The 26,876-nt window shown below is 69.3% G+C and carries 24 protein-coding genes and 1 tRNA gene; 10 read left to right on the top strand and 15 right to left on the bottom strand.

The window, feature by feature from the left end:
- The first annotated feature begins 47 nt into the window (after positions 1 to 47).
- Positions 48 to 124 (top strand) — tRNA-Met (locus QP045_RS06410).
- A gap of 293 nt (positions 125 to 417) precedes the next feature.
- Positions 418 to 1,743: a cystathionine gamma-synthase family protein gene (locus tag QP045_RS06405; protein ID WP_422514131.1), complete on the top strand. Its 1,326-nt coding sequence runs from the start codon at positions 418 to 420 to the stop codon at positions 1,741 to 1,743.
- A 105-nt stretch (positions 1,744 to 1,848) separates the two neighbouring features.
- Here the strand turns inward: QP045_RS06405 and QP045_RS06400 are convergent, their stop codons facing one another.
- Complete coding sequence (locus QP045_RS06400; protein ID WP_422514130.1) at positions 1,849 to 3,165, bottom strand: lipopolysaccharide biosynthesis protein; 1,317 nt, start codon at positions 3,163 to 3,165, stop codon at positions 1,849 to 1,851.
- Between the two features lie 112 nt (positions 3,166 to 3,277).
- Between QP045_RS06400 and asnB the strand changes: the two genes are divergently transcribed.
- Positions 3,278 to 5,167: an asparagine synthase (glutamine-hydrolyzing) gene (asnB, locus tag QP045_RS06395; RefSeq protein WP_422514141.1), complete on the top strand. Its 1,890-nt coding sequence runs from the start codon at positions 3,278 to 3,280 to the stop codon at positions 5,165 to 5,167.
- 45 nt (positions 5,168 to 5,212) lie between these two features.
- On the opposite strand, the gene mgrA is transcribed toward asnB, so the two are convergent.
- The 7 genes from mgrA to QP045_RS06360 form a co-directional block, all read right to left on the bottom strand.
- On the bottom strand, positions 5,213 to 6,292 hold the full coding sequence (gene mgrA, locus QP045_RS06390) for an L-glyceraldehyde 3-phosphate reductase (RefSeq protein WP_422514129.1): 1,080 nt from the start codon (positions 6,290 to 6,292) through the stop codon (positions 5,213 to 5,215).
- A gap of 164 nt (positions 6,293 to 6,456) precedes the next feature.
- Positions 6,457 to 6,900: a hypothetical protein gene (locus QP045_RS06385; protein ID WP_422514128.1), complete on the bottom strand. Its 444-nt coding sequence runs from the start codon at positions 6,898 to 6,900 to the stop codon at positions 6,457 to 6,459.
- A 112-nt stretch (positions 6,901 to 7,012) separates the two neighbouring features.
- The gene (gene aroC, locus QP045_RS06380) at positions 7,013 to 8,080 is read right to left on the bottom strand and encodes a chorismate synthase (protein ID WP_422514127.1); all 1,068 of its coding nucleotides are present in this window, start codon (positions 8,078 to 8,080) and stop codon (positions 7,013 to 7,015) included.
- Positions 8,077 to 8,604, bottom strand: a complete 528-nt coding sequence (locus QP045_RS06375; protein WP_422514126.1) for a GNAT family N-acetyltransferase — start codon at positions 8,602 to 8,604, stop codon at positions 8,077 to 8,079. The genes aroC and QP045_RS06375 overlap by 4 nt, the downstream gene beginning before the upstream one ends.
- A complete protein-coding gene (fabI, locus tag QP045_RS06370) occupies positions 8,601 to 9,404 on the bottom strand; it encodes an enoyl-ACP reductase FabI (protein WP_422514125.1) in 804 nt (267 codons plus the stop codon). The genes QP045_RS06375 and fabI overlap by 4 nt, the downstream gene beginning before the upstream one ends.
- Positions 9,401 to 10,375 carry a YihY/virulence factor BrkB family protein gene (locus tag QP045_RS06365; RefSeq protein ID WP_422514124.1) on the bottom strand — a complete coding sequence of 325 codons (975 nt, stop codon included), beginning with the start codon at positions 10,373 to 10,375 and terminating at the stop codon, positions 9,401 to 9,403. The genes fabI and QP045_RS06365 overlap by 4 nt, the downstream gene beginning before the upstream one ends.
- The gene (locus tag QP045_RS06360; protein ID WP_422514123.1) at positions 10,372 to 11,307 is read right to left on the bottom strand and encodes a DnaJ C-terminal domain-containing protein; all 936 of its coding nucleotides are present in this window, start codon (positions 11,305 to 11,307) and stop codon (positions 10,372 to 10,374) included. The genes QP045_RS06365 and QP045_RS06360 overlap by 4 nt, the downstream gene beginning before the upstream one ends.
- A 94-nt stretch (positions 11,308 to 11,401) precedes the next feature.
- Here QP045_RS06360 and QP045_RS06355 point away from each other — a divergent pair, with 94 nt between their 5' ends.
- On the top strand, positions 11,402 to 12,094 hold the full coding sequence (locus tag QP045_RS06355) for a DUF4197 domain-containing protein (protein ID WP_422514122.1): 693 nt from the start codon (positions 11,402 to 11,404) through the stop codon (positions 12,092 to 12,094).
- Positions 12,095 to 12,102: 8 nt separating this feature from the next.
- On the opposite strand, the gene QP045_RS06350 is transcribed toward QP045_RS06355, so the two are convergent.
- From QP045_RS06350 to QP045_RS06335, 4 genes are all read right to left on the bottom strand, one after another.
- On the bottom strand, positions 12,103 to 12,984 hold the full coding sequence (locus QP045_RS06350; RefSeq protein ID WP_422514140.1) for a transglutaminase family protein: 882 nt from the start codon (positions 12,982 to 12,984) through the stop codon (positions 12,103 to 12,105).
- Complete coding sequence (locus tag QP045_RS06345; RefSeq protein WP_422514121.1) at positions 12,984 to 15,470, bottom strand: circularly permuted type 2 ATP-grasp protein; 2,487 nt, start codon at positions 15,468 to 15,470, stop codon at positions 12,984 to 12,986. The genes QP045_RS06350 and QP045_RS06345 overlap by 1 nt, the downstream gene beginning before the upstream one ends.
- A gap of 81 nt (positions 15,471 to 15,551) precedes the next feature.
- Complete coding sequence (gene ligD, locus QP045_RS06340; protein WP_422514120.1) at positions 15,552 to 18,059, bottom strand: DNA ligase D; 2,508 nt, start codon at positions 18,057 to 18,059, stop codon at positions 15,552 to 15,554.
- A gap of 3 nt (positions 18,060 to 18,062) precedes the next feature.
- Positions 18,063 to 19,010: a Ku protein gene (locus QP045_RS06335; RefSeq protein ID WP_422514139.1), complete on the bottom strand. Its 948-nt coding sequence runs from the start codon at positions 19,008 to 19,010 to the stop codon at positions 18,063 to 18,065.
- Positions 19,011 to 19,129: 119 nt separating this feature from the next.
- On the opposite strand from QP045_RS06335, the gene pdxH reads away from it, so the two are divergent.
- From pdxH to QP045_RS06320, 3 genes are read left to right on the top strand one after another with little or no spacing between them, the layout of a single operon-like run.
- Positions 19,130 to 19,711, top strand: coding sequence for a pyridoxamine 5'-phosphate oxidase (pdxH, locus tag QP045_RS06330; protein WP_422514119.1), 582 nt, complete (start codon positions 19,130 to 19,132; stop codon positions 19,709 to 19,711).
- Complete coding sequence (locus QP045_RS06325) at positions 19,708 to 20,661, top strand: cation diffusion facilitator family transporter (RefSeq protein ID WP_422514118.1); 954 nt, start codon at positions 19,708 to 19,710, stop codon at positions 20,659 to 20,661. The genes pdxH and QP045_RS06325 overlap by 4 nt, the downstream gene beginning before the upstream one ends.
- A gap of 2 nt (positions 20,662 to 20,663) precedes the next feature.
- Positions 20,664 to 21,458 (top strand): PhzF family phenazine biosynthesis protein, encoded by a 795-nt coding sequence (locus QP045_RS06320; RefSeq protein ID WP_422514117.1) that lies wholly within the window; start codon positions 20,664 to 20,666, stop codon positions 21,456 to 21,458.
- Positions 21,459 to 21,499: 41 nt separating this feature from the next.
- Here the strand turns inward: QP045_RS06320 and mnmA are convergent, their stop codons facing one another.
- A complete protein-coding gene (mnmA, locus tag QP045_RS06315; RefSeq protein WP_422514116.1) occupies positions 21,500 to 22,609 on the bottom strand; it encodes a tRNA 2-thiouridine(34) synthase MnmA in 1,110 nt (369 codons plus the stop codon).
- Between the two features lie 124 nt (positions 22,610 to 22,733).
- On the opposite strand from mnmA, the gene QP045_RS06310 reads away from it, so the two are divergent.
- The 3 genes from QP045_RS06310 (at position 22,734) to QP045_RS06300 (ending at position 24,776) form a co-directional block, all read left to right on the top strand.
- Positions 22,734 to 22,973, top strand: coding sequence for a hypothetical protein (locus QP045_RS06310; RefSeq protein ID WP_422514115.1), 240 nt, complete (start codon positions 22,734 to 22,736; stop codon positions 22,971 to 22,973).
- Positions 22,974 to 23,060: 87 nt separating this feature from the next.
- On the top strand, positions 23,061 to 23,360 hold the full coding sequence (locus QP045_RS06305) for a DUF1153 domain-containing protein (protein ID WP_422514114.1): 300 nt from the start codon (positions 23,061 to 23,063) through the stop codon (positions 23,358 to 23,360).
- 126 nt (positions 23,361 to 23,486) lie between these two features.
- Positions 23,487 to 24,776: an adenylosuccinate synthase gene (locus QP045_RS06300; protein WP_422514113.1), complete on the top strand. Its 1,290-nt coding sequence runs from the start codon at positions 23,487 to 23,489 to the stop codon at positions 24,774 to 24,776.
- Positions 24,777 to 24,808: 32 nt separating this feature from the next.
- On the opposite strand, the gene QP045_RS06295 is transcribed toward QP045_RS06300, so the two are convergent.
- Positions 24,809 to 25,717 carry a prephenate/arogenate dehydrogenase family protein gene (locus tag QP045_RS06295; RefSeq protein ID WP_422514112.1) on the bottom strand — a complete coding sequence of 303 codons (909 nt, stop codon included), beginning with the start codon at positions 25,715 to 25,717 and terminating at the stop codon, positions 24,809 to 24,811.
- A complete protein-coding gene (locus QP045_RS06290) occupies positions 25,717 to 26,808 on the bottom strand; it encodes a pyridoxal phosphate-dependent aminotransferase (protein WP_422514111.1) in 1,092 nt (363 codons plus the stop codon). Before QP045_RS06290 ends, QP045_RS06295 begins: the two co-directional genes overlap by 1 nt.
- Positions 26,809 to 26,876: the final 68 nt, after the last annotated feature.

Below are 26,876 nucleotides of genomic sequence, written 5' to 3'. Positions count from 1 at the left end.
GAAGCTCGTGCACACAAAACCCATTCACAATGCAACACTCCCAGCGTCGCGGGGTGGAGCAGCCCGGTAGCTCGTCAGGCTCATAACCTGAAGGTCACAGGTTCAAATCCTGTCCCCGCAACCAACAAAGCCCGCTAAGTCGCAAGACTCAGCGGGCTTTGTTGCGTCCAGAGCATCCGAGGTCGTTGGGACTGATGCTGGCGGTGACCGCCGGGATGGCTCGCTCCGTCTGCGCTGGCGCCTGCCCATCGGATACCCCCTCCTGCTGCTGCGTTCCCCTTCCAGACGTCCTGTCGCTGTCGCTTGTACGGCGGCGTCAGGGCCGACCCTTCCCGGCAGCGACCGCGCCCGGCCGGAAATCCATGGCCGCGCGGGCTGGAACGGGTAGGATGGCCTACACAATCAGGAAGAATTCCCATGAGCGGATCATCGAAGACCCCCGAAACCGAAGCCGATATCTCCGGCGTATCCAGCCGGCGCCGGCCGCGTCCCGAGATCCTGGAAGTGGGTGGACGCCGCCTGTCGCCCTCCACGCTGATGATGGGCCACGCCTTTGACCCGGCGCTGTCCGAGGGCTCGCTCAAGCCGCCGATCTTCCTGACCTCGACCTTCGTGTTCGAGAATGCCGCAGCGGGCAAACGGCATTTCGAGGCGGTGACGGGCAAGCGCCCCGGGGGCGTCGACGGCCTCGTCTATTCGCGCTTCAACGGGCCGAACCAGGAGATACTGGAGGACCGGCTGGGCATCTGGGAAGATGCCGAGGACGCGCTGGTGTTCTCGTCCGGCATGTCGGCGATCGCGACGCTGATGCTGGCGCTGGTCAAGCCGGGCGACGTGATCGTCCATTCGGCACCGCTCTATGCCGCGACCGAGACCCTGATCGGCCGTATCCTCGGGCGGTTCGGCGTGACCTTCCTCGATTTCCCGGCGGGTGCCACGGAAGAGGAGATCGAGGCGGTGATCGCGCGCGCGAAGGCGCAGGGCAATGTCTCGCTCATCTATCTGGAGAGCCCGGCAAACCCGACCAATGCGCTCGTCGACATCGAGGCGGTGTCCCGCGTGCGCGACCGGCTGCTCGGTGACACCATGCCGCCGATCGCGATCGACAACACGTTCCTGGGGCCGGTCTGGCAGCAGCCGCTGCGCCACGGTGCCGACCTGGTGGTCTACAGCCTGACCAAATATGCCGGGGGCCATTCGGACCTGGTCGCGGGCGGCATTTCGGGTGCCAAGAAGTGGATCGACCCGGTCCGCATGATGCGCAACACGATCGGCACGATCACCGATCCGCACACCGCCTGGATGCTGTTGCGCAGCCTGGAGACGCTGGAGCTGCGGATGAGCCGCGCGGGGGAGAATGCGGCCAAGGTCTGCGCCTTTTTCCGCGACCATCCCAAGGTGGAGAGCGTGGGCTATCTGGGCTTCCTGGAGGAAGGCACGCGCCAGGCCGACATCTACAACCGCCATTGCACGGGCGCGGGTTCGACCTTCTCGCTGTACCTGAAGGGCGGGGAGCGGGAGAGCTTCGCGTTCCTCGACCACCTCAAGATCGCGAAGCTGGCGGTCAGCCTGGGCGGTACCGAGACGCTGGCTTCCTGCCCGGCGGCGATGACGCATCTGTCGGTGCCCGACCAGCGCAAGCAGGACCTGGGCATCACCGACAATCTGGTGCGGATCTCGGTCGGCGTGGAGAATGCGGACGACCTGATCGCCGATTTCGACCAGGCGCTCGCCGCCGTCTGAGGCGGTGCGGGGTTCCGGGCCGCGGAAGGCCCGGAACCCTGTGCAGGATGACACGTGATGGGGGCGGGCGCTCTGCGTTCGCCCCCGTGTCGTATCCGGGCCCGGCTAGGCGCCGGTGCGGGCGAGTTGCAGGGCGGAGATGCTCATCAGGAGCGCCGCGACGGCCGAGGCGACCGTTACCGCCATCGCGACGCCTGTCGCGCCATAGATCGGCGTGAGCAGCGCGGCCGCGCCGAACATCGCCCCCACCCCGCCGAGACGGATCGCGAACACCCGCCCGGCCCGGCGCATCGCCGTCAGCACCGTGTCCACGCCGGTGGTGGCAAGGTCGAGGCAGCCCGCGAGCGACAGCCACAGCAGCATGGTCCAGGCGTGGCGGAAATCGCGGCCGCCGACGATGCTGAGCACCGGCTTGCCCGCGACCATCACGAGCAGCATGATCGCGACCGCGGCGATGGCGCTCGCCAGGAACAGCTGGCGGATGAGGCGGCTGAGCGCTTCCGGCGGGGCATCGCGCAGGGTGCGGACGACTTCGGGGAAGGCGGCGCGCGAGATGAGCTGCGACAGCTTGGCGAGGCCCTGGGCGATCTGTGAGGCGATGCGGAAGACGCCGGCGGCGGCCGTGCCGGCGATCGCGCCCACCAGCAGCAGCGGCAATTGCTTGCTCGACAGGCCGAGCGTGGCGCTGGCGTTGGTGCTCAAGGCGAAGCGGATGATGCCGGGATGCTCTGCGGGAAGCAGGCGTGCACCGCGCGACTTCAGCATCAGGTCGAGGTCGCCGCTGCGCGCGACCATGATCCAGTAGGCGGCGGCGGTCAGCACCTCTGCGAGCGCCCATGCCACCAGGAAGCCCTGGACGGTCGGATGGATCAGCCAGACCGCGATGGCGCCGATGAACCGCGCGACCGGGGTGACGCTGTCGGCAAGCGCGGACAGGGCGAAGCGATCGCGCAGGCGCAGGATGCCGAGCGGGGTCGAGCGCACGGTCAGCAACTGCACGATCGAGAAGATGAGCGTCGCGCGCTTCAGCGTGGGCGCAATGCCGAGCGCCTCGCCCCAGATTGTCAGGATCGCCCAGGCGAGCACCCCGCCGAGCAATGCGCCGGCGAGATCGAGGATGAGGCTGCCGCGGAACAGCCGGCCGAGCGCGCCGCGATCGCCGGCCGCGAGCGGCCCGACGCCATATTGGATGATGACCTGCCAGGTCTGGAACGCGACCAACGTCGCCAGCGTCTGCGACGCGCCGGTGATCAGCGCGAAGCGGCCGAAGCCCTCTACCCCAAGTGCCCGCGTCGCGATGGCGAGGTAGAAGAGCGACAGCACCGCCAGCACGCCGCGACTGGCCAGCAGCCATCCCAGGTTGCGCGCGGCCGCACGGAACAGCCCGGCCGGCTGGGGCGAGGAGGAGGAAGCCGTGTCCATTGAAGCGCGGAGACGTAACCGCCGAGGATGCCTCGGGCAATCCGCTTGTTGGTGACGGGACGGCGTCCTATGAGCGCGAAGGTAGAGAAAAGGCCTTTGGGGGAGAGGCACCATTTGCGGCATTGCAGGTCTGTGGAAGCCGGGTGGAACCTCGCTGGCGGAGCTGGTGCGGGAGCAATGCGCCACGATCCGTCACCGCGGCCCCGACGACCAGGGTGTGTTCGAGGACGGCGATTTCGCCTTTGGCATGCGGCGGTTGGCGATCATCGACCTTGCCGGCGGGCACCAGCCGATCTTTTCGGGCGACGGCCGCTATGGGCTGATCTTCAACGGCGAGATCTATAATTATCGCAGCCTGCGCGAGGAGCTGCGGGCGGCGGGGCATGTATTCCGCAGCCATTCCGATACCGAGGTGATCCTGGCCGGATACCAGGCCTGGGGCAATGCGGTCTGGGCGCGGCTCGACGGGATGTTCGCGGTGGCGCTGTGGGACCGGGCCCAGCGCACGCTGACGCTGGTGCGCGACCCGACGGGCATCAAGCCGCTCTATTACACGTCGCAGGACGCGGGCTTTGCCTTTGGATCGGAGCTGCGAGCGCTGACCGGGCTGCCGGGCTTCCGCTTCACGACCGATCCGGCCGCTTTGCTCGACTATTTCCGGTTCGGCCATGTCCGCGGCCCGCATTCGATTCATGCCGAAGTGGTGACGGTACCGCCGGGCCACCGCCTGGTGGTGCATCAGGCCGTGCCGGAGGCGCCCGAACCATTCTGGACGCCGCGTTATCGGCCGGACCCCGATGTCGGCGAAGCCGAGTGGGTCGAGCGCTTCCGCGACACCTGGCTTTCCACCGTGGCCGACCAGATGGTCGCCGATGTCGAGGTGGGGGCGTTCCTGTCCGGCGGAATCGACTCCTCGGCCGTGGTCGCGGCGATGATGAAGGTCAGCGACCGGCCGGTGCGCACCTTTACCATCGGCTTTTCGGGCGCGCGCTATGACGAGAGCGGCCCCGCTGAGGCGGTCGCGAAGGCGCTGGGCACCCGCCACGAGACGCGGATGCTGGAGCTGGACCATGCCCGCGAGATCCTGCCCAACGTCGCCGCCGCCTATGACGAGCCGTTCGCGGACCCGTCGATGGTGCCGACCTGGTATGTGAGCCAGATCGCGGCCGAGCAGGTGAAGGTGGTGCTGTCCGGCGACGGCGGGGACGAGCTGTTCTTTGGCTATAAGCGGCACGCGACCGAGCGGCAGGTCGGCAACCTGCCGGCAGCACTGCGCCACGGCGCCCGCACGATCGGGGCGGTGCCGCCGCTGCCGTCGCGCCGGCTGAACGAAATTCTCCAGCGCTGGACCAAGACGGCGGCGAGCGCGGGCCTGCCGAGCGGGATCGCGCGCTTCTTCGCCAAGACCCAGATCACCTCGCAGCCGCTGCGCCACCGGGTGTTCGTTCCCGAGTTCCTGGCGCAGGCGAGCGGGGGCGGCGACGAGGTCGCAAGGCTGGTCGCACGCTATTTCCCCGATCCGCAGGCAATCTCACGCGATACGCTGGAGCAGTTCGGCATGGCCGACCTGATGCTCAACCTGCCCGGTGCGATGCTGACCAAGGTCGACCGCGCGAGCATGGCCCATTCGCTGGAGGTGCGGGTGCCGATGCTGGGGAAGCGGGTGCTCGACCTGGCGCTGTCGATGCCGGCGCACATGAAGCTGAAGGGTCGCACCGGCAAGCATGTCGTGCGCGAGGCGATCGGCCCCTGGCTGCCGGCGGGGATCCTCGACCGGCGTAAGCAGGGCTTCCAGATGCCGCTGCCGATGTGGTTCGCAGGCGATTTCGGGCGCGATGCCGAGGGGCTGTGGCGCGACAGCGGTGCGCGCAGCGAGGGCATCTGGCGGGCGGGCGAGGTCGACCGCATCTTTGCCGAACACCGCGCTGGGCGCGCGGACCACAGCCGCTTTCTCTACGCGCTGGCGGTCTATTGCCTGTGGAAGGTGCGGCAGGCCGGCTGAACGCCGGAGCCGCCGGGGCACCCGCGACCGGGTGCCCCGTGGCGTTCAGGCGGCGCTGCGGCCGCCCGCGGCCGGCGTCTCGCGCAGGCGCGAGGAGCTTTCCCACAGGTTGATGCCGCCGTCGCCGGCATGGGCATCGATGCTGGCGAGCTCGTCGGCGGAGAAGTCGAGGTTCTTGAGCGCGTCAAGGCTGTCGTCGAGCTGGGCGACGGTGCGGGCACCGATCAGCGCCGAGGTGACGCGGGGATCGCGCAGCACCCAGGCGATCGCCATCTGCGCGAGGCTCTGGCCGCGGGCCTTGGCGATGGCGTCGAGCGCGCGGACGCGACCGAGGTTTTCCTCGCTGAGCAGCTCCTGCGACAGCGAACCGCCGCGGGTGGCACGCGCATCGGCGGGGACGCCGCCCAGATATTTGTTGGTGAGCATGCCCTGGGCGAGCGGAGAAAAGGCGATGCAGCCGGTGCCGAGATCGGTGAGCGTGTCGAGCAGCGCCTCCTCGATCCAGCGGTTGAGCATCGAATAGCTCGGCTGGTGGATGAGGAGCGGGACCTTGTGCTCGGTGAGGATGGCCGCAGCCCTGCGGGTCAGTTCGGGCGAATAGGAGGAGATGCCGACGTAGAGCGCCTTGCCCTGGGCATGGAGCTGGGCGAGCGCACCCATCGTTTCTTCGAGCGGCGTGTCGGGATCGACGCGGTGCGAATAGAAGATGTCGACATAGTCGAGGCCCATGCGCTTCAGGCTCTGGTCGCAGCTGGCGATCAGATATTTCTTGCTGCTGCCGATGCCGCCATAGGGGCCGGGCCACATGTCCCAGCCGGCCTTGGTGGAGATCAGCAGCTCGTCGCGGTGGGCGCGGAAGTCATGCGCGAAGACGCGGCCGAAATTCTCCTCGGCCGAGCCATAGGGCGGGCCATAGTTGTTCGCGAGATCGAAGTGGGTGACGCCGCGGTCAAAGGCGCGGCGCAGGATCGCGCGGCCGGTTTCGAACACGTCCGCGCCGCCGAAATTCTGCCAGAGGCCCAGGCTGATCGCCGGCAGGTCCAGCCCGCTCCTTCCGCAGCGGCGATAGGGCATGCGCCCGTCATAGCGCTCGGGATCAGGCTGGTAGGGGGGCTCGAACGACATGCAGCAGGTCTCCGATAGGGGGCCTGCACCTCTTAGGAACATCGGCGCGAGGAGGCCATGCCCGGGCGGCCCCGCGAGGGGTAGAAAACACGCCAGCCGGCGGTGGGTGCCGCCGGCTGGAGATGCGAGGGCCAAGCCGAACCGGCCCGGCCGTTCGGATGGGTTTAGCGGCCGCCGGAGCTTCCGCCCGAGCTTCCACCGGTACCGCCAGAGCTGCCGCCCATGGTCGAGCCGCCCGAGCCGCCCGAGCTGCCGGTGGTGCCGGTGGTGCCGGTCGTTCCGGGCATGCCGTCCGGCGTCGTGCCGGTAGAGCCCGCGCCCGAGCTACCCCAAGTGCCGGTCGTGCCGGTCGTGCCGGGGCTGCCCGGCGTGGTCGGGCCGGTGGTGGTGCCGGGCGTGCCGGGGGTCCGCGGCGCCCTGCGCCCCGTGGTCGTGGTGGTGGTGTCGGGGGTCGGAGTCTGCGTACCCGGCGTGTCCTGCGAAGTGGTCGTGCCGGAGCCGGTGGTGGTCTGCGTGCCGGGCGAGCCCGTCGTGCCAGTGGTGGTCTGAGCGATCGCGGCGGCTGAGCCACAAACCGCCAGCATACCTATCAAGATAGTCTTACGCATGTTGGGGTTTCCTTCTCCAAAACCGGGAGTCGAACGTCCCGAAAATGAAGAAGTTTCCCGTAGTTGCGCCGACAGGAGCAAGAAAAGCGCTAGATTAACACAGGTTGATTGTTCAGCCGCATTGGGCGCGATGGAGTAACTTCTGGTCGGCAAGTACGAGTGCAACCATCGCTTCGACCACGGGGACTCCGCGGATGCCGACGCAAGGGTCGTGGCGACCCTTGGTAGCAAGCGTCGTCGCATCGCCTTCGCGGGTGATGGTTTCCACGGGCGTCAGGATCGAGCTGGTCGGCTTGAACGCCACGCGCAGCCGGATCGGCTGGCCGGTGGCGATGCCGCCCGCGATGCCGCCAGCATGGTTGGCGAGGAAGCGGGGGCCGTCCTCTCCCGGGCGCATCGGGTCGGCATTCTGTTCGCCCGTCAGAGCGGCGGCCGCAAAGCCGTCGCCGATTTCCACGCCCTTGACGGCGTTGATCGACATGGCGGCGGCGGCAAGCTCGCTGTCGAGCTTGGCATAGAGCGGCGCGCCCCAGCCGGCGGGTACGCCGGTCGCTTCGCAGGCGACCACGGCGCCGAGCGAGGAGCCGGCCTTGCGCGCGCCGTCGACGAGTGCCTCCCAGCGCCGGGCGGCCTCGGGATCGGGGCAGAAGAAGGGGTTGCGGCCGATCTCGGCGGCATCGAAGCGGGCATAGTCGATCGCGTCGCCGCCGATCGCCTCTACCCAGGCGGTGATGGTCACTTCCGGGATGACGAGCCGCGCGACGGCACCGGCGGCTACGCGCGACGCGGTCTCGCGGGCGGAGGAGCGCCCGCCGCCGCGATAGTCGCGAAAGCCGTATTTCGCGTCATAGGCATAGTCGGCATGGCCGGGGCGATAGGCCTGGGCGACTTCGGAATAATCCTTCGAACGCTGGTCGACGTTCTCGATCATCAGCGAAATGGGCGTGCCGGTGGTGCGCCCCTCGAACACGCCGGAGAGAATGCGTACCTCGTCGGGCTCGCGCCGCTGGGTCGTGAAGCGCGAGGTGCCGGGGCGGCGCGCGTCGAGGAACGGCTGGATCTCGGCCTCGGAAATCGCGATCCCCGGCGGGCAGCCGTCGACTACGGCACCGATCGCGGGGCCGTGGCTTTCGCCCCAGGTGGTGAAGCGGAACACCCGCCCGAAGCTGTTGACGCTCATGCAGCCTCCCCCAATGCAGCAAAGGCGCCGGCGTGGGTCGCCTGGCCCCGGACGCCGCACGGCATCGCGCCTTGCTGCAACGGCAGCGCCAGCAGGTTTTCCCCGGCATAGGGGGATTCGAAGCCCTTGGCCCATTCGGCGGCAAAGCCCAGGCGGCCGTAATAGTCCGGATCGCCGAGCACGAAACACAGGTGCACGCCCGCGTCCGTCAGATGCTGAAGCCCGGCGCGGACCAGCGCCTCCCCCACGCCCTGGCGGCGGTGGGAGGCGGCGACCGCGACCGGCGCGAGCGCGACCGCGGCGATGGGCTTGCCCGCGATGTCCACGGCCATACGGCTGAACGCGACCATGCCGGCGAGCATGCCGTCGTCCTCGTCATCGGCGACCAGGGTCAGCACCATGTCGCCGTCGATGCACAGCCGCTGAACCAGCATCGCCTCGTCCGGGGCGGAGAAGGCGGTGCGCAGCAGAGCGTCGATGGCGGCCACGTCACCGCCCGAGGCCGGGCGGATGGTTATGCTCACGACAGTGCGATGTCGGGCGCGTCCTCGGCCTTCATGCCGATGACGTTGTAGCCACCGTCGACGTGGTGGATCTCACCGGTGACGCCGCTGGCGAGGTCGGACAGGAGGTACAGGCCGGCGCCGCCGACATCCTCGATCGTGACGTTGCGGCGGAGCGGCGAGTTGAGCTCGTTCCACTTCAGGATGTAGCGGAAGTCGCCGATGCCCGAGGCCGCGAGCGTCTTGATCGGGCCCGCGGAGACGGCGTTGACGCGGATGTTGTCGCGGCCGAGGTCGACGGCCAGATACTTGACCGAGGTGTCGAGCGCGGACTTGGCCACGCCCATCACGTTGTAATGGGGGACGACCTTTTCCGAACCATAATAGGTCAGCGTCAGCAGGCTGCCGCCGTTCGGCATCATTTCGCGCGCACGCTTGGCGACGGCGGTGAAGCTGAAGACCGAGATGTTCATGGTCATCAGGAAATTTTCGAGGCTGGTGTCGTAATAGCGACCGCGCAGCTCGTTCTTGTCCGCGAAACCGATCGCATGGACGACGAAGTCGATCGTTGGCCATTTCTGCGCCAGCTCGTCGAACGCGCGGTCGAGCGCGGCCATGTCCGACACGTCGCATTCGATCAGCGTATCCGAGCCGAGCTGCTCGGCGAGCGGCTTCACGCGCTTGCCCAGTGCCTCACCCTGATAGGTGAATGCCATCTCCGCGCCCTGTTCATGGAGCGCCTTGGCAATCCCCCACGCCAGCGAACGATCGTTGGCCAGCCCCATGATGAGCCCACGCTTCCCTTGCATCAGTCCCGTCACGCCGCTGTGTCCTCCTCTGGTCCGGCCGGCCCCTCTACTCCCGCTTCGGGGGTTTCCGCCAGCGCCGCGTTCAACTCTGCGCCGACGACGACCCCCAGTCCCACGACGAAGAAGAAGATCAGCGCGATCATCACGCCGGCAAGGCTCCCGTAGGTGAGATCATAGCCACCGAGCAAGCCGAGCGCCACGGGGAGCAATGCGGTGGTGCCCAGCCACCAGGTCGCGGTGAGCGCCGCGCCGGGCCACTTCGGGCATTTGCTGTACCGATACTGGCTGGGAGTGAGGGTGTAGAACATCATGTAGAGTGCGATGAACAGCGTGGCCGCGGGCGCAAGCCGAGCCACCGAGATGATCCGCGCCGTGTCCGTCAGGAACGGCAGCACCCGCAGGATGAACTGCTCCACACCCACGAGCGCCACCTGCAAGCTGAACGCCGCCATCGCCAGCACCACCGAGCCGACGATCAGGCCGATCGACCCCAGCCGATACTCCCAGAAGGGCCGGCTGAACGGGACGCCGTACGCCTGGCGCAGGATCGAGCGTACCGTCTCGATAAAGCCGGTCGTGGTCCACAGCCCGACCAGCGCGCCGAGCCACAGGAGCGAGCCCGAGCGCGCCTGGAGCACGTCGAGGATCGGCTTTTCCAGGACATTGGCGACTTCGGGCGGGACGGTGCGCAGGAACGCCTCGACCGCGCGGACGCCGTCACCGGTGCGCCCCACCAGCCGCGCGACCGCGGCCGCGACGATGAAGAAGGGAAACAGCGTTACGAGGGAAAGATAGGCGAGGTTGCCGGCGTGGGTGAACCCGTCGGTATAGGTGCCGACCGCGACCCGGCGCAGGATCTCGATCACCCGCGCGCTCAGCCCCAGGCGCGAGAGCAGCGGCGCATGGCCGTCGCGCCGCGCCTCGGGGCTTTCGGGAGAAACCACGCCTGTCGGCCGAGCCGGGCCGGCGTGGGGATCGGTCACAGGCCCAGCTTCGCGCGCGGATCCTGGTTGCGGCCGGGCCAGCCCTGGACGAATTCCACCAGCGCATCGTCGCCGACCGGCAGGTCGACCATCAGCGTGACGAGCTGGTCGCCGCGGCCGCCGCCCTTCTTGTGGAAACCGCGCCCCTTCAGGCGCAGCACCTTGCCGGAGGTCGAGCCCTTGGGAACCTTCAGCATCACCGGGCCGCTGACGGTGGGAACGCGGACCTCGCCGCCCAGTACCGCTTCCGCCAAGCTGATCGGCAGGTCGATGCGGACATCGTCGCCGTCGCGCGTGAAGAAGCGGTGCGGCTGGATCTCGATCGTCACGATCGCGTCGCCGGGGCCGCCGGGGCCCTCATCGCCCTTGCCGGCAAGGCGCATCTGCGTGCCGCTCTCGAGGCCGGCGGGAAGCTTCAGGTCGATGGTCTTGCCGTCGCGCAGCATGATCCGCTGCGGGCTGAGCGTCGCGGCTTCGGTGAAGGGCACGGTCAGGCGGTAGGGGACGTTGGCGCCCTTGGGCGCCTGACGCCGGCCGAACCCGCCGCCGAAGCCGCTGCGCTGGCCGCCGCTGAACAGGCCTTCGAACAAATCCTCAAAGCCGCTGGCGTCGCCGCCGCCGCCAAAATCAAAATGGGTGCGACCGCCGGCCCCGCCGGGGCGGAAGCCGCCGCCGCCCTGTCCGCCGCCGAAGCCGAAGGGCGCGGTGGGATTGCCTTCGCCGTCGATCTCTCCGCGGTCGAAGCGGGCGCGCTTGTCCTTGTCGGTGAGGAGGTCATAGGCCTGGGTCACCTGGCTGAAGCGCTCGGCGGCCTGGGGATTGTCCTTGTTTCGATCGGGGTGCAGCTTCTTGGCGAGCGTACGATACGCCTTCTTGATATCCGCTTCGCTCGCATCGCGCGCGACACCCAGGGTTGCGTAAGGGTCTGCCATGCTCGTTAGCTAGGCGGTACAAGGGCTTGCGGCAATGGTCCCCTCATCCATTTCTCTAGCGGAACGAACTCGGCACGCGGCCGTTTCGCACGGCATGAATGCCTGCGCCTCGCCCGCCCGCCGACGTCTTCTCGTCCAGTCCGCCCTGTTCCTTCCCCTGCTGGCCCTGCCGGGGTGCGCCACGACGCTTGGCAGCTATGGCGTGGAAGAAGGCGTGCGCCGGCTGCTGACGCTGTCGACCCAGCGCGCGTTCGGGCGGCTGACCGAGCCGGGCGGCTTTTACGACGACCAGCTGACGCGGCTGACGCTGCCGGACACCGGCGGCAAGGACGTGCTGGGCGCGCTGTTGCGGACCAACGCGGTGCGCAGCCGGGTGGCGATGGCGCTGAACGACGTGGCCGTGGACGCGGCCGAGCGCGCGACGCCGGTGGTCCTCGATTCAATCCGGTCGATGACCCTGACCGATGCGCTGTCGGTGCTGCGCGGCGGGCCGACCGCGGCGACCAGCCTGCTCGAGCGGCAAATCGGCGGGCGGCTGGTGGAGGCGATGCTTCCGGAATTCTCGTCGGGGCTGCGTTCCGACGCGCTGGAGATCCTGACCGCGATCGCCGGCACGCGCACCGGCGGCATCGACTATCTCTCCCTCGCCCGCGCCGGGGCCGACCAGGCGAGTGCGGCGATCTTCCGCGCGATCGGGCGCGAGGAGGCCGAGATCCGCGCCAATCCACGCAGCACCCGCGACCCGGCGCTGATCGCGCTGCTGACCGGAAGCGCGCTGGGGCGCTGACGCCGCGCTCAGACTTCGAGCGGCTCCACGTCGACCGAGACCGACATGGTCTGCGCGCCGGAGCCCAGCACCACGCCGTCGATCGGCGCGATCTCCGCATAGTCGCGGCCGACGGCGACGATGACATGGTCGTTGGCCATCCAGATGCCGTTGGTCGGGTCCACGCCCAGCCAGCCGAGCTCCTCGCCACACCACAGCAGCACCCAGGCATGGGTGGCGTCGGCGCCAACCAGTCGCGGCTGTCCCGGCGGCGGCAGCGTGCGCAGATAGCCCGAGGCATAGGCGGCGGGCAGCCCCGCGGCGCGCAGGCCCGAGATCATGATCTGGGCGAAATCCTGGCAGACGCCGCCGCGCTGGGCGAAGGCGACATGCGGCGGCGTGTCGACCAGCGTCGCCGTCGTGTCGAACGCGAACTCGCGCTGGATGCGCAGGGCAAGCGCGATCGCCGCCTCCAGCGCGCCGCGATCGGGATCGAGCTCCTGCGCGCACCAGGCGCCGATGTCGCGGTCGAGCGGAATGTGGGGGGAGGGGAACAGGTAGCTTGCCGGGCTTGCCGGGCCGGCGTCGGTGCTGGCCCGCGCCTGCTCTGCGATCTGGGCCAAGGTGGGGTCGCCGGCGGAGGGGATCGGGATCTGGCGATCCACCGTCACCAGCGCGCGGCTCTCGATCGTCAGCACGCGTTCGGGGCGATCGACCACCAGCCGCATGACATTGGCAAGCCCGGCCTGTGCCCGCGCCGGCGACGTATGGCCGCCGGGCTCAACCGTGAGACAATAGTCGTCGAGCGACTGGCCGGACCATAGAATCGGTTTCAGCCTGAGGTTGCACCGCGCGAAGCCCGCCGCCTGGGCATAGCGGAAACGGGTCACGTGTCGGATCGCGTAACGCATCATGCCAGTGTCAGCCCCTGGCCGCGCAGGGGTTCGGCCCCCTGGAGGAAATAGCGGGTGGCGATGGCGTTGGAGAGCTGCATCAGCCGGTTCTCCAGCGCCGCTACCGCCGCCGCGTCGAAGCTGGCCGCTGTCGCGGTCGCGACCATCGCCTGTACCTCGACGGCGAGCGCCTGTTGCGGTTCCGCGAGGCCCGAGTCCGACAGCACCGGCAGCCGGGCGAGATGATCGCCGATGGCCGCGACCTGAAAGGCGATCGCGCGGGTGTTGCCCGGGTCGAGCGCCACCAGGTCCACCACCGGCAGGCGGGCAAAGCCGGTCAGATAGCGCTGGCGATAGCTGATCTGGCTGTCGGCGAGGTCGAGCAGGGTCGAGAGATCGTCGGCAGTCGCCTCTGGCGTGACAAAGGTGGCGAGCGCGCGGGTGATCGCGAGCGCCCGCTCCAGCCGGCGGCCGAGATCGTGGAAGCGCCATGCCTCGGTCCGGGCCATGTGCTCGGCCGACAGCCCGGCGAGCCCGGCATAGCGGCGCTGAAGCGAGCCTGCGCGGTCGAGCAGGCCGCCGCGCACCGGATGCGGCGCGTCGAGCAGGCGGATCATGTCGGCCGACAGCCGATCGCCCGAGATCGCGCCGATGTTCGCCGCCAGCCGGTTGATGCGGCGGACATTGTGCCAGCGCGCATCCTCGCCATCGATGGCGGCGCGGGCGAAGTCGACCAGCTCGCGGCGGCGGCGGCCGGCGGGCGCTGGGGCGGCGCCGCCCTGGGCGATCAGCGTCACCAGCCGCGCCACGGTATCGTCGGCGAGCGCCGCGCCGGTATCGGCGCTGATCGAATGGCCGAGCAGCACGCGGATCGCGCCCAGCAGCGCCTCGCCGCGTTCCAGATAGCGGCCGAGCCAGAAGAGGTTATCGGCGACGCGGCTGGGAAGCGTGCCGGGATTGCGGCGCAGTTCGGTGGCGTCGGCGAGCGGCAGCAGCGAGACCGGCAGCACCGGCTCTGCCCCGTGGACGCAGACGTCGGCGGACCAGCTGCCATCGCCCACTACCGTCGCGCGGGGGTCCGATTCCCCGCCGATCCGTGCGAAGCCGCCGGGAAGCACCGTCCACTGGCCGCTGCCGTCGCGCGCCGCGAACACCCGCAGGGTGAAGGGCCGCGGCTCCAGCCGTTCCCCCTCCACAAAAGGCATGGTCGAAAGCTGCACCGCTTCGTGCGCGACATAGTCCTGCGGGCGGCGCGCCATGTCCTCGACGAGCAGGCGCCGCGCCTCCGCATCGAGCTGGGCGCCGAGCACCGGGCCGCCCTGTGGAAGGCCGAGCGGGGTGGGACCGAAGGCGGGGGCGATCGCCAGCTGGTCGAGGTTGGCGAGCACATACTCGCGTTCCGCCTGCTGGCCGCACCACCAGGTGGCGATGTTGGGAAGCTTGAGGGCAGTGCCGTTCAGCCGCTCGGCGAGTGCGGGCAGGAAGGCGGCGAAGGCGGGCGCCTCCAGCATGCCCGCGCCGGGCGCATTGGCGATGACGACATTGCCGGCCGCCATGGCGTCGATGAGGCCGGGTACGCCGATCGTCGACTTGGCATCGAAGGCGAGTGGGTCGAGCAGGCGCGGGTCCACCCGCCGGCACAGCGCGTCGATCCGCTTCAGCCCCGCGATGGTGCGGACGTAGAGCTGGTCGTTGCGGACCGCGAGGTCGGCGCCCTCTAGCAAGAGGAAGCCGAGATAGCGGGCGAGATGCGCCTGTTCGGAATAGCTGGGGTTGAGCCGGCCGGGGGTGAGCAGGCCGATGCGCGGTTCGGCGCGGCGGCAACTGGCGGCCAGCCCCTCGCGCATGGCGGCAAAGAACGGGGCGTGGCGGCGGACGTTCAGGCGCCCCTGCAGGCCCCCCAGGGTCCGCGCGATGGCGATGCGGTTTTCCAGCGCATAGCCGGCGCCCACCGGCGCGCGCAGGTGGTCGGCGAGGGCGCGCCAGCGCCCGTCGGGATCGCGGCACAGATCGGCGGCAAAGAAATGGAGGTGGTGGCCGCCCGGCGGGGTGACGCCGACCATCGGGCGCAGGAACAAGGGGCTGCCGGTGACGAGCGCGGCGGGGATCGCGCCGTCGCGGACGAGCCGGCCGGGGCCGTAGAGGTCGGCGGTGACCTGTTCCATCAGCTCGGCGCGTTCGGCGATGCCGGCGGCGATCGTCTCCCATTCCTCGCTGCCGATCAGCAGCGGGACCGGCGACAGCGGCCAGCGGCGTTCCTCGCTTTCGCCCGGGATGCGATGCCCGAGGCCGATGTCGTCGGCCTGGCGCTGGGCACGGTCGCGGGCATGGTCGAGCGAATCACCGGCGGTGGCGGCAAGCTCCTCCAGCGCGGCGAGCCAGGCCTCCGGGTCGGAGGCTTCGCACAAGACGTCCCCGGCTGGCGCCTGGCCGCAATAGTCGGCGGCCCAGCGGCTGGCGATGGTGCGCGGGTCGAACAGGCTGGCTGGGGCGGCGCTCGCCACGGGATACTCCGAATGGTGTCAGCGACGTCGACCACAATCGCTGGTGCAGCGCAACAACTGCTGAAGAATAGCGAAGGAGGGTCAGACGTCGGGAAGCACCTGATCGGCGATGCCCCAGCCGGCAAGGCCGCGGCCGTTGGCGCGCTCGATCAGCTCGGCGGCGTCGCGCATCGAGAAGCGCTGTGGGGTGTCGATATCGCCGAATTCGGCCCAGCTCACGGGGGCGGCGACATGGCCGCCGGGCCGCGCGCGGGGGGAATAGGGCATGACCGCGGTCGCGCCGCGCTGGTTGCGCAGCCAGTCGATGAAGATCCGCCCCACCCGCTTCGCCTTGGACATGGTGGCGACGAAACGCTCGGGCTCGGCCGCGGCCATCGCGCGGGCGAAGCGATCGGCAAAGGACTTCACCGCCGGCCATTCGGCCTGGGGGGAGAGCGGCACCACGACGTGCACGCCCTTGCCGCCCGACAGCATCGGGAAGCTCGCGAGCCCCATGTCGGCGAGGTGGCGCTTCAGATCCTCGGCCGCGCGCTGGACGTCCTTCCAATCGAGCCCTTCGTCGGGGTCGAGGTCGAACACCAGCCGGTCGGGACGCTCGACGTCTTCGACGCGCGAGCCCCAGCCGTGGAACTCGATGGTGCCCATCTGCACGCAGGCGAGCAGCCCGTCCAGGTCGCTGATGTAGAGATAGGGCTCGGTCGAGCCGTCCTTTTCGCGGATGTCGACATGGGCGACATGGTCGCCGAAGCTGCCGGCGTCGTGCTTCTGGAAGAAGCATTGCTTGGCGCGGCCCTGCGGACAACGGACCAGGCTGATCGGGCGGTTCGCGACCCAGGGCAGCATGATCGGCGAGACCTGGGCGATGTAGGTCGCGAGATCGCCCTTGGTGAGGCCGTCCTCGGGGAAGATCACGCGGTCGGGGTTGGTAATCTTGACGGCAAAGGCCGGCACCTCCGCCTTGCCGCGGGCGGGCGCCGCCGGGGTCGGCTCGGGCTTTTCGGCGACGACTTCGTCGGGGCGCTTGTCCTCGCGCAGCGCGATGAAGCTTGCGTGGCGGACGACCTGCTCGGCGGTGAATTCGGCAAAGGCGACTTCGGCGACGAGCTTGGGCTGGACCCAGTGCGCGCCGCGGGCGGCGGCACGGGGAACCTCGACCGGCGGCGTCTTGCGGGCGATCCTGTCGAGGCGCTGGCGCAGATCGTCGATGGTGTCGGCGTTGAAGCCGGTGCCGACCTTGCCCGCATATACGAGCCCGTCCGGGCCGTTCACCGCCAGGAGCAGCGAGCGCAGGCCGCGGCTGGCGGCGGTGGAGGGGGACCAGCCGACGATCACGAACTCCTGCCGGCGGATGCACTTGGTCTTCACCCAGCCCTTGGTGCGGGTGCCGCGATAGGGGGCGTCGGCGCGTTTGGAGACGACGCCTTCATAGCCCTCCCGGCACATCGCCTCGAACAGCTTCTCGCCGGCGCCGATGACATGTTCGGAATAATGGAGGCGCGCGTCGACATTCTCGATCAGCGGCCGCAGCCGGTCCTTGCGCTGCACCTGGGGAAGGGCGCGCAGGTCCTCGTGATCCGCTTCCAGCAGGTCGAAGGCAAAGAAGGCCATGTCGCCGCCGTTGCTGATCGCCTCCTGCAGCGTCGAAAAGTCCGGGCGGCCGTCCTTGAAGGCGACGATCTCGCCATCGATCAGCGCACTGCCGGCCGGGATCGCGGCCGCCGCCTCGGCAATGCCCGGGAACTTCGCGGTCCAGTCGAGGCCGCTGCGGGTGTAGATGGTGGGGCCGCCCTTGCCGATCGCGAGCAGCGCGCGATAGCCGTCGTACTTCACCTCGTGCAGCCAGCTGTTTCCGTCCGGGACGGCGTCGACCAGCGTGCATAGCTGCGGCGCGGTGAAGGCGGGGCGCTTGCCGGCCTGTCCGGTCTTGGCGCGCGCCTTGGCGGGGGCGCGGGCGGCGGGTTTAGCGGCGGTTTTGGGGGCGGGTTTCGTCTTGGCCTTGGGCTTTGCCGCGGGTTTGCCGGCGGCGATCTCGTCCATGGTGCGGCCGGTCTTGACGCTGGTGAGCGCGGTTTCGACCAGCGTATCGGCGCCACCCGCCTCCGCATCGCCGATCTTGCGCAGCAGCCAGTTCTCGTTCTTCTCGCGGCCGCGCGGCTTCAGCCGGATCAGCAGCCACTCGCCCCTCATCCGCTCTCCGTCGAGGACGAAGTGGAGATGTCCCTTTTCCAGGTCCTTGGCCGATTTGCCGGCGATCGGCGCCCAGGTGCCGTCGTCCCACAGCATCACCGTGCCGCCGCCATATTCGCCCTTCGGGATCGTCCCCTCGAAGTCGCCGTAGGAGAGGGGGTGGTCCTCGGTCCGCACTGCCAGCCGCTTTTCATCCGGGTCGAGGCTGGGGCCGCGCGTCACCGCCCAGCTTTTGAGGACGCCGTCGATCTCCAGCCGGAAATCCCAGTGGAGGCGCGTGGCGTCGTGCTTCTGGACGATGAAGCGGTTGCCGTGGCCTGGTTCGAGCGTGCCCGCGGGTTCGGCCGTACGGCTGAAATCCCGCTTGGCATTGTAGAGCGCGAGCGAGTCGGTCTGGGCCATGGATCAGGCGCGTTTGCGGGCGGGGGCCTTGGCGGCCGGTTTCGCTGCCGGCTTCTTGGCCGCAGCCTTGGTCTTGCGGGCGGCGGGCTTTTCCTCGGCCGAATCATTGGCGGCGGCCTTGGTCGTGCGCTTTTTGGGCGCCGGCTTGCCGCTGGTCTCGCCCGGCTTTTCCAGCGACTTCTTGAGCGCGGCCATGAGGTCGACCACGTTGGAGCCGGACGGGCGTGGGCTCTCGTCGTCATTGGTGTCGACAATCTTGCCCTTGGTCTTTTTCTTGCGCTCGATCAGGTCCTTGAGCGCGTCGACATAGCGGTCGTGGAATTCCTGCGGATCGAACTTGGCGGATTTCTTGGCGATCAGCGTTTCCGCGAGGTCGAGCAGGTCCTCGTCCGGCTTCTGGTCGGGAATGTCGCGGAAATAGCCCTGGGCGCGGTGCACCTCGTCGGCGTAGCGCAGCGTCTCCAGGATCATGCCGCGGCCGCAGGGCTTCAGGCTGACGACATATTCGCGGCCGCGCAGCGCGAGCTGGCCGAGACCCACCTTCTTGGTGCGGCGAAGCGCCTCACGCAGGACGATGAACGCTTCTTCGGCGAGGTCGTCGGCCGGCACCACGAAATAGGGCTTTTCATAATAGAGGACGTCGATCTCGTGCGCGTCGACGAACTGGGTGAGCTCGAGCGTCTTTTTCGACTCCAGCTTTACCGCGTCGATCTCGTCCTGTTCGAGCAGGACGTAATTGCCCTTTTCGATCTCATAGCCCTTCACGATCTCGTCCGGGTCGATCGGGCCGATGCCGGCCACGCTCTTTTCATATTTGATGGGCTTGCCCGTGGGCTCGTGGATCTGCCGGAAGGAGACCGTCGCGCCCGATTTGGTCGCGGTGTAGATTTCCACCGGGATCGACACCAGCGCGAGCCGTATCTGCCCCTGCCAATAGGCCCTTGCCGCCATCGTGGTTTCCTTGTTGCGCAAGCGATTCAATTCCTGGGGGAAAGAGTCGTTCCCGTGACCCCAGCGGCGGCGCGCGGGCGGGGGTGCGAAACCGCGGCAAGGGGCGTATATGGCCGCGCATGACGACCGACCCCTTCGCGCTGTTCGACACCTGGCTGGACGAAGCCGCGGCGAGCGAGCCCAACGATCCCAATGCGATGGCGCTCGCCACCGCCGACGCGAGCGGACGCCCGTCGGTGCGTGAAGTGCTGCTGAAGGGGCATGGCCCGGACATGGGCTTTGTCTTCTATACGAACGGCGACAGCAGGAAGGGCCGCGACCTTGCGGTCAATCCGCAGGCGGCGCTGCTGTTTCACTGGAAGGGCCTGCGCCGGCAGGTACGCATCGAAGGGCCGGTCAGCCGGGTGAACGATGCCGAATCCGACGTCTATTTCGCGTCGCGCCCGCGCGATTCGCAGATCGGCGCCTGGGCGTCGCTGCAGTCGCAGCCGCTGGAGGGACGCGAGCGGTTCGAGGAACGCTTCTCCGAGGTGCAGGCGCGCTATGCCGGCGGTGACGTGCCGCGCCCGCCGCACTGGGGCGGCTATCGCGTGACGCCGCTTACCATCGAGTTCTGGCAGGACCGCGCCTATCGCCTGCACGAACGGCGCCTGTTCACCCGCACCGCCGACGGCTGGAGCGAGGGGCTGCTGTTCCCATGACCGAGGCCGAACGCGGGCGGATCATCCCCTATGCGGTGCGCGCCGCCATCGCGTCCGTCGCGATGGCGGTGTCCCTGCTCGCGCTCAAGGCGGTGGCGGCGTGGACCACAGGCTCGGTCGCGATGCTCGGCAGCCTTGCCGATACCGCGCTCGACCTGCTCGCCTCGCTGGTGACGCTCTATGGCGTCCGGCTGGCGGCGACGCCGGCGGACCACGACCACCGGTTCGGCCACGGCAAGGCAGAGGCGCTGGCGGCGCTGTTCCAGGTGGCGCTGATCGCGGCCTCCGCAGTCGGCATCGCGTGGCGCGCGATCGCCGCCTTTGCCGCGCCGGGAAAGACCGGCGACGCGGAGTTCGGCATCGGCGTGTCGATCTTTGCGATCCTCGCGACCTTTGCGCTGCTGGCGTACCAGCGCGCCGTGATCCGCAAGACGGGATCGATCGCGATCCGCGCCGACAGCGTCCATTACCAGTCGGACCTGCTGCTCAACCTGGCGGTGATCGCGGCGATCGCGCTCGACCAATATGCCGGCTGGTCCGGCGCCGACCCGCTGTTCGGCATCGCCATCGCGCTGTGGCTCGCCTGGGGCGCGTTCCGCGCGTCGAGCCAGGCGATCGACCAGCTGATGGACAAGGAATGGCCGGAGTCGGAGCGCCAGGCGTTCCTGGACGTGGCGGCGCGCCAGGACGGGCTGCGCGGCATCCATGATTTCCGCACGCGCCGGTCCGGCAGCCACGACTTCGCGCAGTTCCACATGGAGGTCGCGCGCGAGCTGAGCGTCGCCGACGCGCACGAGATCGTCGAGGCGGTGGAGAAGAACCTGCGCCGCGCCTATCCGCGGGTGGAGGTGCTGATCCACCTCGATCCCGAGGGTCATGTCGACACGGACAATCCGCTGATCGAAGCCGACGTCACGCCGCACTGGTTCGGCAAGCGGGTGGGAGGATGAGCATGCGCGTACCGTTCACGCAGGTCGACGCGTTCGCCGATGCTGCGTTCCGGGGCAATCCGGCGGCGGTGCTGCAGCTCGACGCCTGGCCCGAGGATGCGCTCCTCCAGCAGGTCGCGGCCGAGAACAACCTGTCCGAAACCGCCTTCCTGGTGCCCGACGCCAGCGGAGAGGCGGATCGCGAACTGCGTTGGTTCACCCCCAAGGCGGAAGTGATGCTGTGCGGCCATGCGACGCTGGCGAGCGGGCATGTGCTGCTGTCGGCGGACTCGTCCCTTGCGCGCGTGCGCTTCCGCACCCGCCGCGCCGGCGTATTGGAGGTTGCTCGCGACGGCGATGGATATGCGATGGCGCTGCCGGCATGGGCACCATCCCCGCAGGCGCTGCCGCGGATCGTCGCGGCGCTGGGGTGTACGGCCGTGGAAACGCTCTGGCACGAGTACGGCTATGCGCTGATCGTGGTCGAGAGTGCCGACGTCGTCGAACAGCTCCAGCCCGACGTCCCCGCACTGCTGGCGGAAGGCGGGGTGATCGTGATCGTCACCGCCCCTGGCCGCGATACCGACGTGGTGAGCCGGGCGTACGCACCGGGCAAGGGCATCGTCGAGGATCCGGTCACCGGCTCCGCCCACGCCGTCATGGCGCAATACTGGACCCGGCGGCTCGGCCGCGACCGCTTCACCGCCTATCAGGCGAGCGCGCGCGGCGGACAGCTGACGGTGCGGCTGGATGGTGAGCGCGCGATCCTGGGCGGGCGCTGCACGACGGTGATCGAGGGAAGCTTCCTGCTGCCGTGAGGAAGGGGAGGCATGGCCTTCCGCTTCCTGCCGGCTCCTGTTCAGGCGGCCAGCGCCATCGCTGGCTCGGTCTCTGCAATCCATCCGCCGCCGAGCACCCGCTCGCCGGCGTAGAGCACTGCGGCCTGGCCCGGCGCGACGCCATATTCGGGCGCATCGAACACCAGCCGGTCGCCGTCGAGCCGCGCCGGAACCGGCTTGGCAAGCGAGCGCACCTTGGCGGTGAGCGGCTGGCTGCGATCGCCGCCCAGCCAGTTGATGTCGGCAAGCCGCGCGGCCCCGACGGCAAGCGCGATGCGGGGGCCGACGACGAGGCGGCGGCTCTCCGGCTCCAGCCGCACGACGTACAGTGGCTCCGGCTGGCCGCCGATCTCGATCCCGCGACGCTGGCCGACGGTGAAGCCGACCAGCCCCGAATGCTGGCCGAGCACGCGCCCCTCCAGATCGACGATCTCTCCGCCCGAGTCGGCGCCGGGCCGCAGCTTGCGCACCAGCCCGGCATAGTCACCGTCGGGCACGAAGCAGATATCCTGGCTGTCGGGCTTGGCCGCGACGCCCAGGCCCATTTCCGCCGCGATCTCCCGCACCCGCGCCTTGGGCATGCCGCCCAGCGGAAAGCGGATGAAGTCGAGCTGGGCGCGGGTGGTCGCGAACAGGAAATAGCTCTGGTCGCGCGCCGGATCGACCGCGCGGTGGAGCTCGGCACCGTCATGGCCGAGCACGCGGCGGACATAATGGCCGGTCGCCAGGCAATCGGCGCCGAGATCGCGGGCGAGGGCGAGCAGGTCGGTGAACTTGGGCCCCATGTTGCACTTCACGCAGGGGATGGGCGTGCGGCCGGCGAGATATTCGTCGGCGAAGTCGTCGATCACATTCTCGCGAAAGCTCGTCTCGTGATCGAAGACATAATGGGCGATGCCCAGGCTGTCGCAGACGGCGCGCGCGTCGCGGATGTCGCGGCCGGCGCAGCAGCTGCCGGCGCGGCCGACGGCAGCGCCATGGTCGTAGAGCTGGAGCGTGACGCCGATGGTTTCCGCACCCGTCCTGGCGGCGAGTGCCGCCACCACGGAGCTGTCGACGCCGCCCGACATGGCAACGACGATCCGCCGCGCCGACGCCGGGGACTCGAGCTGGAAATCGCCTTCGATCATGGCCGGGCACATAGGGATCGCGACGGACGGATGCAAAACATGCGACGGACCGCGCCGGCTTTTACGAGCTGTTTAGCATCTTTGCGTACTCCGGTTGGCTACCTACCCCGTGGAAGGAGCGCCGTTGGACCTGAGTTTCGCCCGATTGGAGCGCGGCATTGCGATTACCGCATTGCCGGTCGATCTGGCGGTGCTGCTCGCAGGAGCGAGCGCCCGGCAGGCCGCAAGCACGACGGCGCGCGTCCAGGCCACGGTGACCATGGTGCGCGTCAGCGACGGGTTGCTGTCGCCGCGGCATGGATCCTTCCACCCGGTGGTTGCAGAAGCGTTGCGGCCGCCGGGCAATCCGCCGGTCGAGGGATGAAGGGAATCTTTACCCGGAACGCGTAACAGATCGGAACAGGGTTGCTGGCCAGACGGGGGGCAGGCCACCAGCCCATAGAGGTAGAAGATGATCGAGAATCAAAAGATCCGTCCCGCGAAGGTGATCGGGCCACTCGGCGAGCCGCTGACGCTCGACTCGCTTCCTTCGCCCGACACCACGCGGTGGGTCGTCCGGCGCAAGGCGGAGGTCGTCGCGGCCGTCAACGGTGGGCTCCTCACCATCGACGAGGTCTGTACCCGCTACAGCCTGTCGCCGGAGGAATTCGCCAGCTGGCAGCGCGCGATCGACCGGTCCGGCATGCCGGGGCTGCGCGTCACGCGCATCCAGCATTATCGCTCGCTCTACGAGCGCCAGCAGAAACATTGATCCCTTAGCGGTCGCGCGCGGGGCGCGCACCGCCGCCGGAGGCACCCGGCGATGCCCGCACGGGTGGACGCGGAGGCGCCCGCGCTCTAGGGCAGCCCCGCTTTTCACGCATATAAAGGAATTGGCGTGGCGAACGTGGCGGTAATCGGCGCTCAGTGGGGCGACGAGGGCAAGGGCAAGATCGTCGATTGGCTGGCGGAACGTGCCGATGTGGTGGTCCGCTTCCAGGGCGGGCACAACGCCGGCCATACGCTGGTGGTGGACGGCAAGACCTATAAGCTGTCGCTGCTGCCGTCGGGCATCGTGCGCGGCACGCCGTCCGTCATTGGCAACGGCGTGGTGCTGGACCCCTGGGCGCTTCGCGACGAAGTGGCGCGGCTTCGCGACCAGGGCGTGGAAGTCACCCCCGACACGCTGCGCATCGCGGACAATTGCACGCTGATCCTGCCGTTCCACCGCGACCTCGACGGACTGCGCGAGGATGCGAGCGGCGCCGGCAAGATCGGCACAACCCGCCGCGGCATCGGCCCCGCCTATGAGGACAAGGTCGGCCGCCGCGCGCTGCGCGTGTGCGACCTGGCGCACCTCGATTCGCTGGAGCCGCAGCTCGACCGCCTGTCCGCGCACCACGACGCGCTGCGCGCGGGCTTTGGCGAGCCGCCGATCGACCGTGCGGCGCTGCTGGAGCAGCTGCGCGAGATCGCGGGCTTCGTGCTGCCGTTCGCACGGCCGGTCTGGCGCGACCTGAACGAGGCGCGCACCCGCGGCCGCCGCATCCTGTTCGAGGGCGCGCAGGGCGTGCTGCTCGACATCGATCACGGCACCTATCCGTTCGTCACCTCGTCCAACACCATCGCCGGCACTGCAGCCGGGGGTTCGGGCCTGGGCCCGGGCGCCGTCGGCTTCGTGCTGGGGATCGCCAAGGCCTATACCACCCGCGTCGGTTCGGGTCCGTTCCCGACCGAGCTGGAGAACGAGACCGGCCAGCGGCTGGGCGAGCGCGGCCACGAGTTCGGCACCGTCACCGGCCGCAAGCGCCGCTGCGGCTGGTTCGACGCGGTGCTGGTGCGCCAGTCGGTCGCGGTGTCCGGCGTGACGGGCATCGCGCTCACCAAGCTCGACGTGCTCGACGGGTTCGAGGAAATCTCGATCTGCACGGGCTATAAGCTAGGCGACGAGGCGCTCGACTATTATCCCGCCCATGCCGCCGACCAGGCGAAGGTGGAGCCGATCTACGAGACCATGGCCGGCTGGCAGGAATCGACGGCCGGCGCGCGCAGCTGGGCCGAGCTTCCGGCGCAGGCGATCAAGTACATCCGCCGGGTCGAGGAGCTGATCCAGTGCCCGGTGGCGCTGGTGTCGACCAGCCCCGAGCGCGAGGACACGATCCTGGTACGGGATCCCTTCGCGGACTGACAGGAAAAGGGGGCCCGGCGAGGCCCCCTTTTTTATTCGTGGCTGCGGCCGAAGTCGGGCCGGGCGTCGTCCTGTCCCTGCTCGACGATCGAGCGGCGGATCGCGCGGGTGCGGGTGAAGCGATCGAACAGCTCGTCCCCCTGGCCCCAGCGGATCGCACGCTGCAACGCGGACAGATCCTCCGAGAAGCGCTGGAGCATGTCGAGCACCGCCTCCCGATTGTTGAGGAACACGTCGCGCCACATCGTCGGATCGGACGCCGCGATGCGGGTGAAGTCGCGGAAGCCGCCCGCGGAATATTTGATCACCTCGCTCTGGGTCACTTCCTCAAGGTCCGAGGCGGTGCCGACGATCGTATAGGCGATGAGGTGCGGCAGGTGGCTGGTGATCGCGAGCACGCGGTCATGGTGCTCGGGCGCCATCTGTTCGATGTCGGCGCCGAGCCGCCGCCAGAACTCCGCGACGCGCTCGACCGCGACCGGATCGGTGTCCTCGGCAGGCGTCAGGATGCACCAGCGGTGGCGGAACAGGGTGGCAAAGCCGGCCTCCGGCCCCGAACGCTCGGTACCCGCTACCGGGTGGGCCGGGACGATCGTGACGCCGGGGAGGGCGGCGGCAAGCGCCTGGGCGACGCTCGCCTTGCTGGAGCCGACGTCGCTGACGATCACGCCGGGGGGGAGGTCGGGCGCGAGTTCGGCGGCGACCGCACCGATTGCGCCAACCGGCACGCACAGGATCACCAGCTCGGCATCCGTGACCGCGGCACCCGCGTGATCGGCAACGTCATCGACGAGGTTGAGCGCGCGCGCGGTTTCGCGCACCTGCGGGTCGGCATCGTGGCCGGTGAGCCGCACGCTCGGCATGGCTTCGCGCACCGCGCGCGCCACCGACGAGCCGATCAGCCCCAGGCCGATGACGGCAACGCGGGCGAAGGGCAGCATCAGCCGACGATCCCGCGGAGCGCAGCGGCAAGGCCGCGCATCTGCTCTTCGGTGCCGATGGTGATGCGCAGGCCGTTCACGAGGCCCTGGCCCGGCAGCCAGCGGGTGATGTAGCCCGCGTCCATCAGCCCCTTGTACGCGGTCTCGGCCGAGACCGGGCCCTCGAACAGCACCATCAGGAAGTTGGTTTCCGACGGCACCGCGCGCAGCCCGGCATTGCCGAGTGCGGCAACCTCGCTTGCCAGCCAGTCGCGCCAGCGGCGGTTGTGGGCGCGGCTGCGCTCGACGAAGCCGGTGTCGCGCACGGCCGCGATGGCGGCGAGCTGGCCCGCGGTGGTGACGTTGAAGGGCGCGCGGATGCGGTGCATCGCGTCGATCGCCGCGGCCGAGCCATAGCCCCAGCCGATCCGTTCGGCAGCAAGGCCGTGGATCTTGGAAAAGGTGCGCGTCACGAAGACATTATCGTGCGCCTCGACCAGCTGCAGGCCGAGGTCGTCGTCCTCCGGCTCCAGATATTCGGCATAGGCCTGGTCGAGGACCAGCAGGACATGGGAGGGGAGGCCGGCGTGCAGCCGCGCAATCTCTGCCGCGGGCGTGAAGGTGCCGGTCGGGTTGTTGGGATTGGCGACATAGACGAGCGTCGTGCGATCGGTCACCGCCGCGAGGATCGCGTCGACATCGGTCGCATAGTCGCGATCGAGCGCCACCACCGGGGTGGCACCCACGCGACGGATCGCGATGTCATAGACCGCAAAGCCGTAGCGGACGTAGATCGCCTCGTCCCCCGGCCCCGCATAGGCGCCGGCGGCCAGATGCAGCAGCTCGTCCGAGCCGGTGCCATAGATCACGCGCGCGGGATCGAGGCCGTGGGCGGCTGCCAAGGCTTCGCGCAGCGCCGTCGCGCTCGGATCGGGATAGCGCTCCAGGCTGGTATGCGCCGCTGCGAACGCGGCCCGGGCGTCGGGCGAGGTGCCGAGCGGGTTCTCGTTGGCGGAGAGCTTGGCGACCGGCCGGCCGCCATCGGTGGACGCGCGGCCCGGGATATAGGGCGCGATGTCGAGGACCCAGGGCTTGGGAGCGGGAGCGTTCATGTGCGGGGGAGTGGCGCAACGCCCCGCCGAAGGCAAGGCGCCGCCGCGCGGCGAACTACGGAGCGGCG

This window comes from Sphingomonas sp. 3-13AW, assembly GCF_049311085.1.
Classification (GTDB): domain Bacteria; phylum Pseudomonadota; class Alphaproteobacteria; order Sphingomonadales; family Sphingomonadaceae; genus Sphingomonas.
Note: the sequence above shows the minus strand (reverse complement) of the source record. Positions and strands in the feature narration are given on the sequence as shown.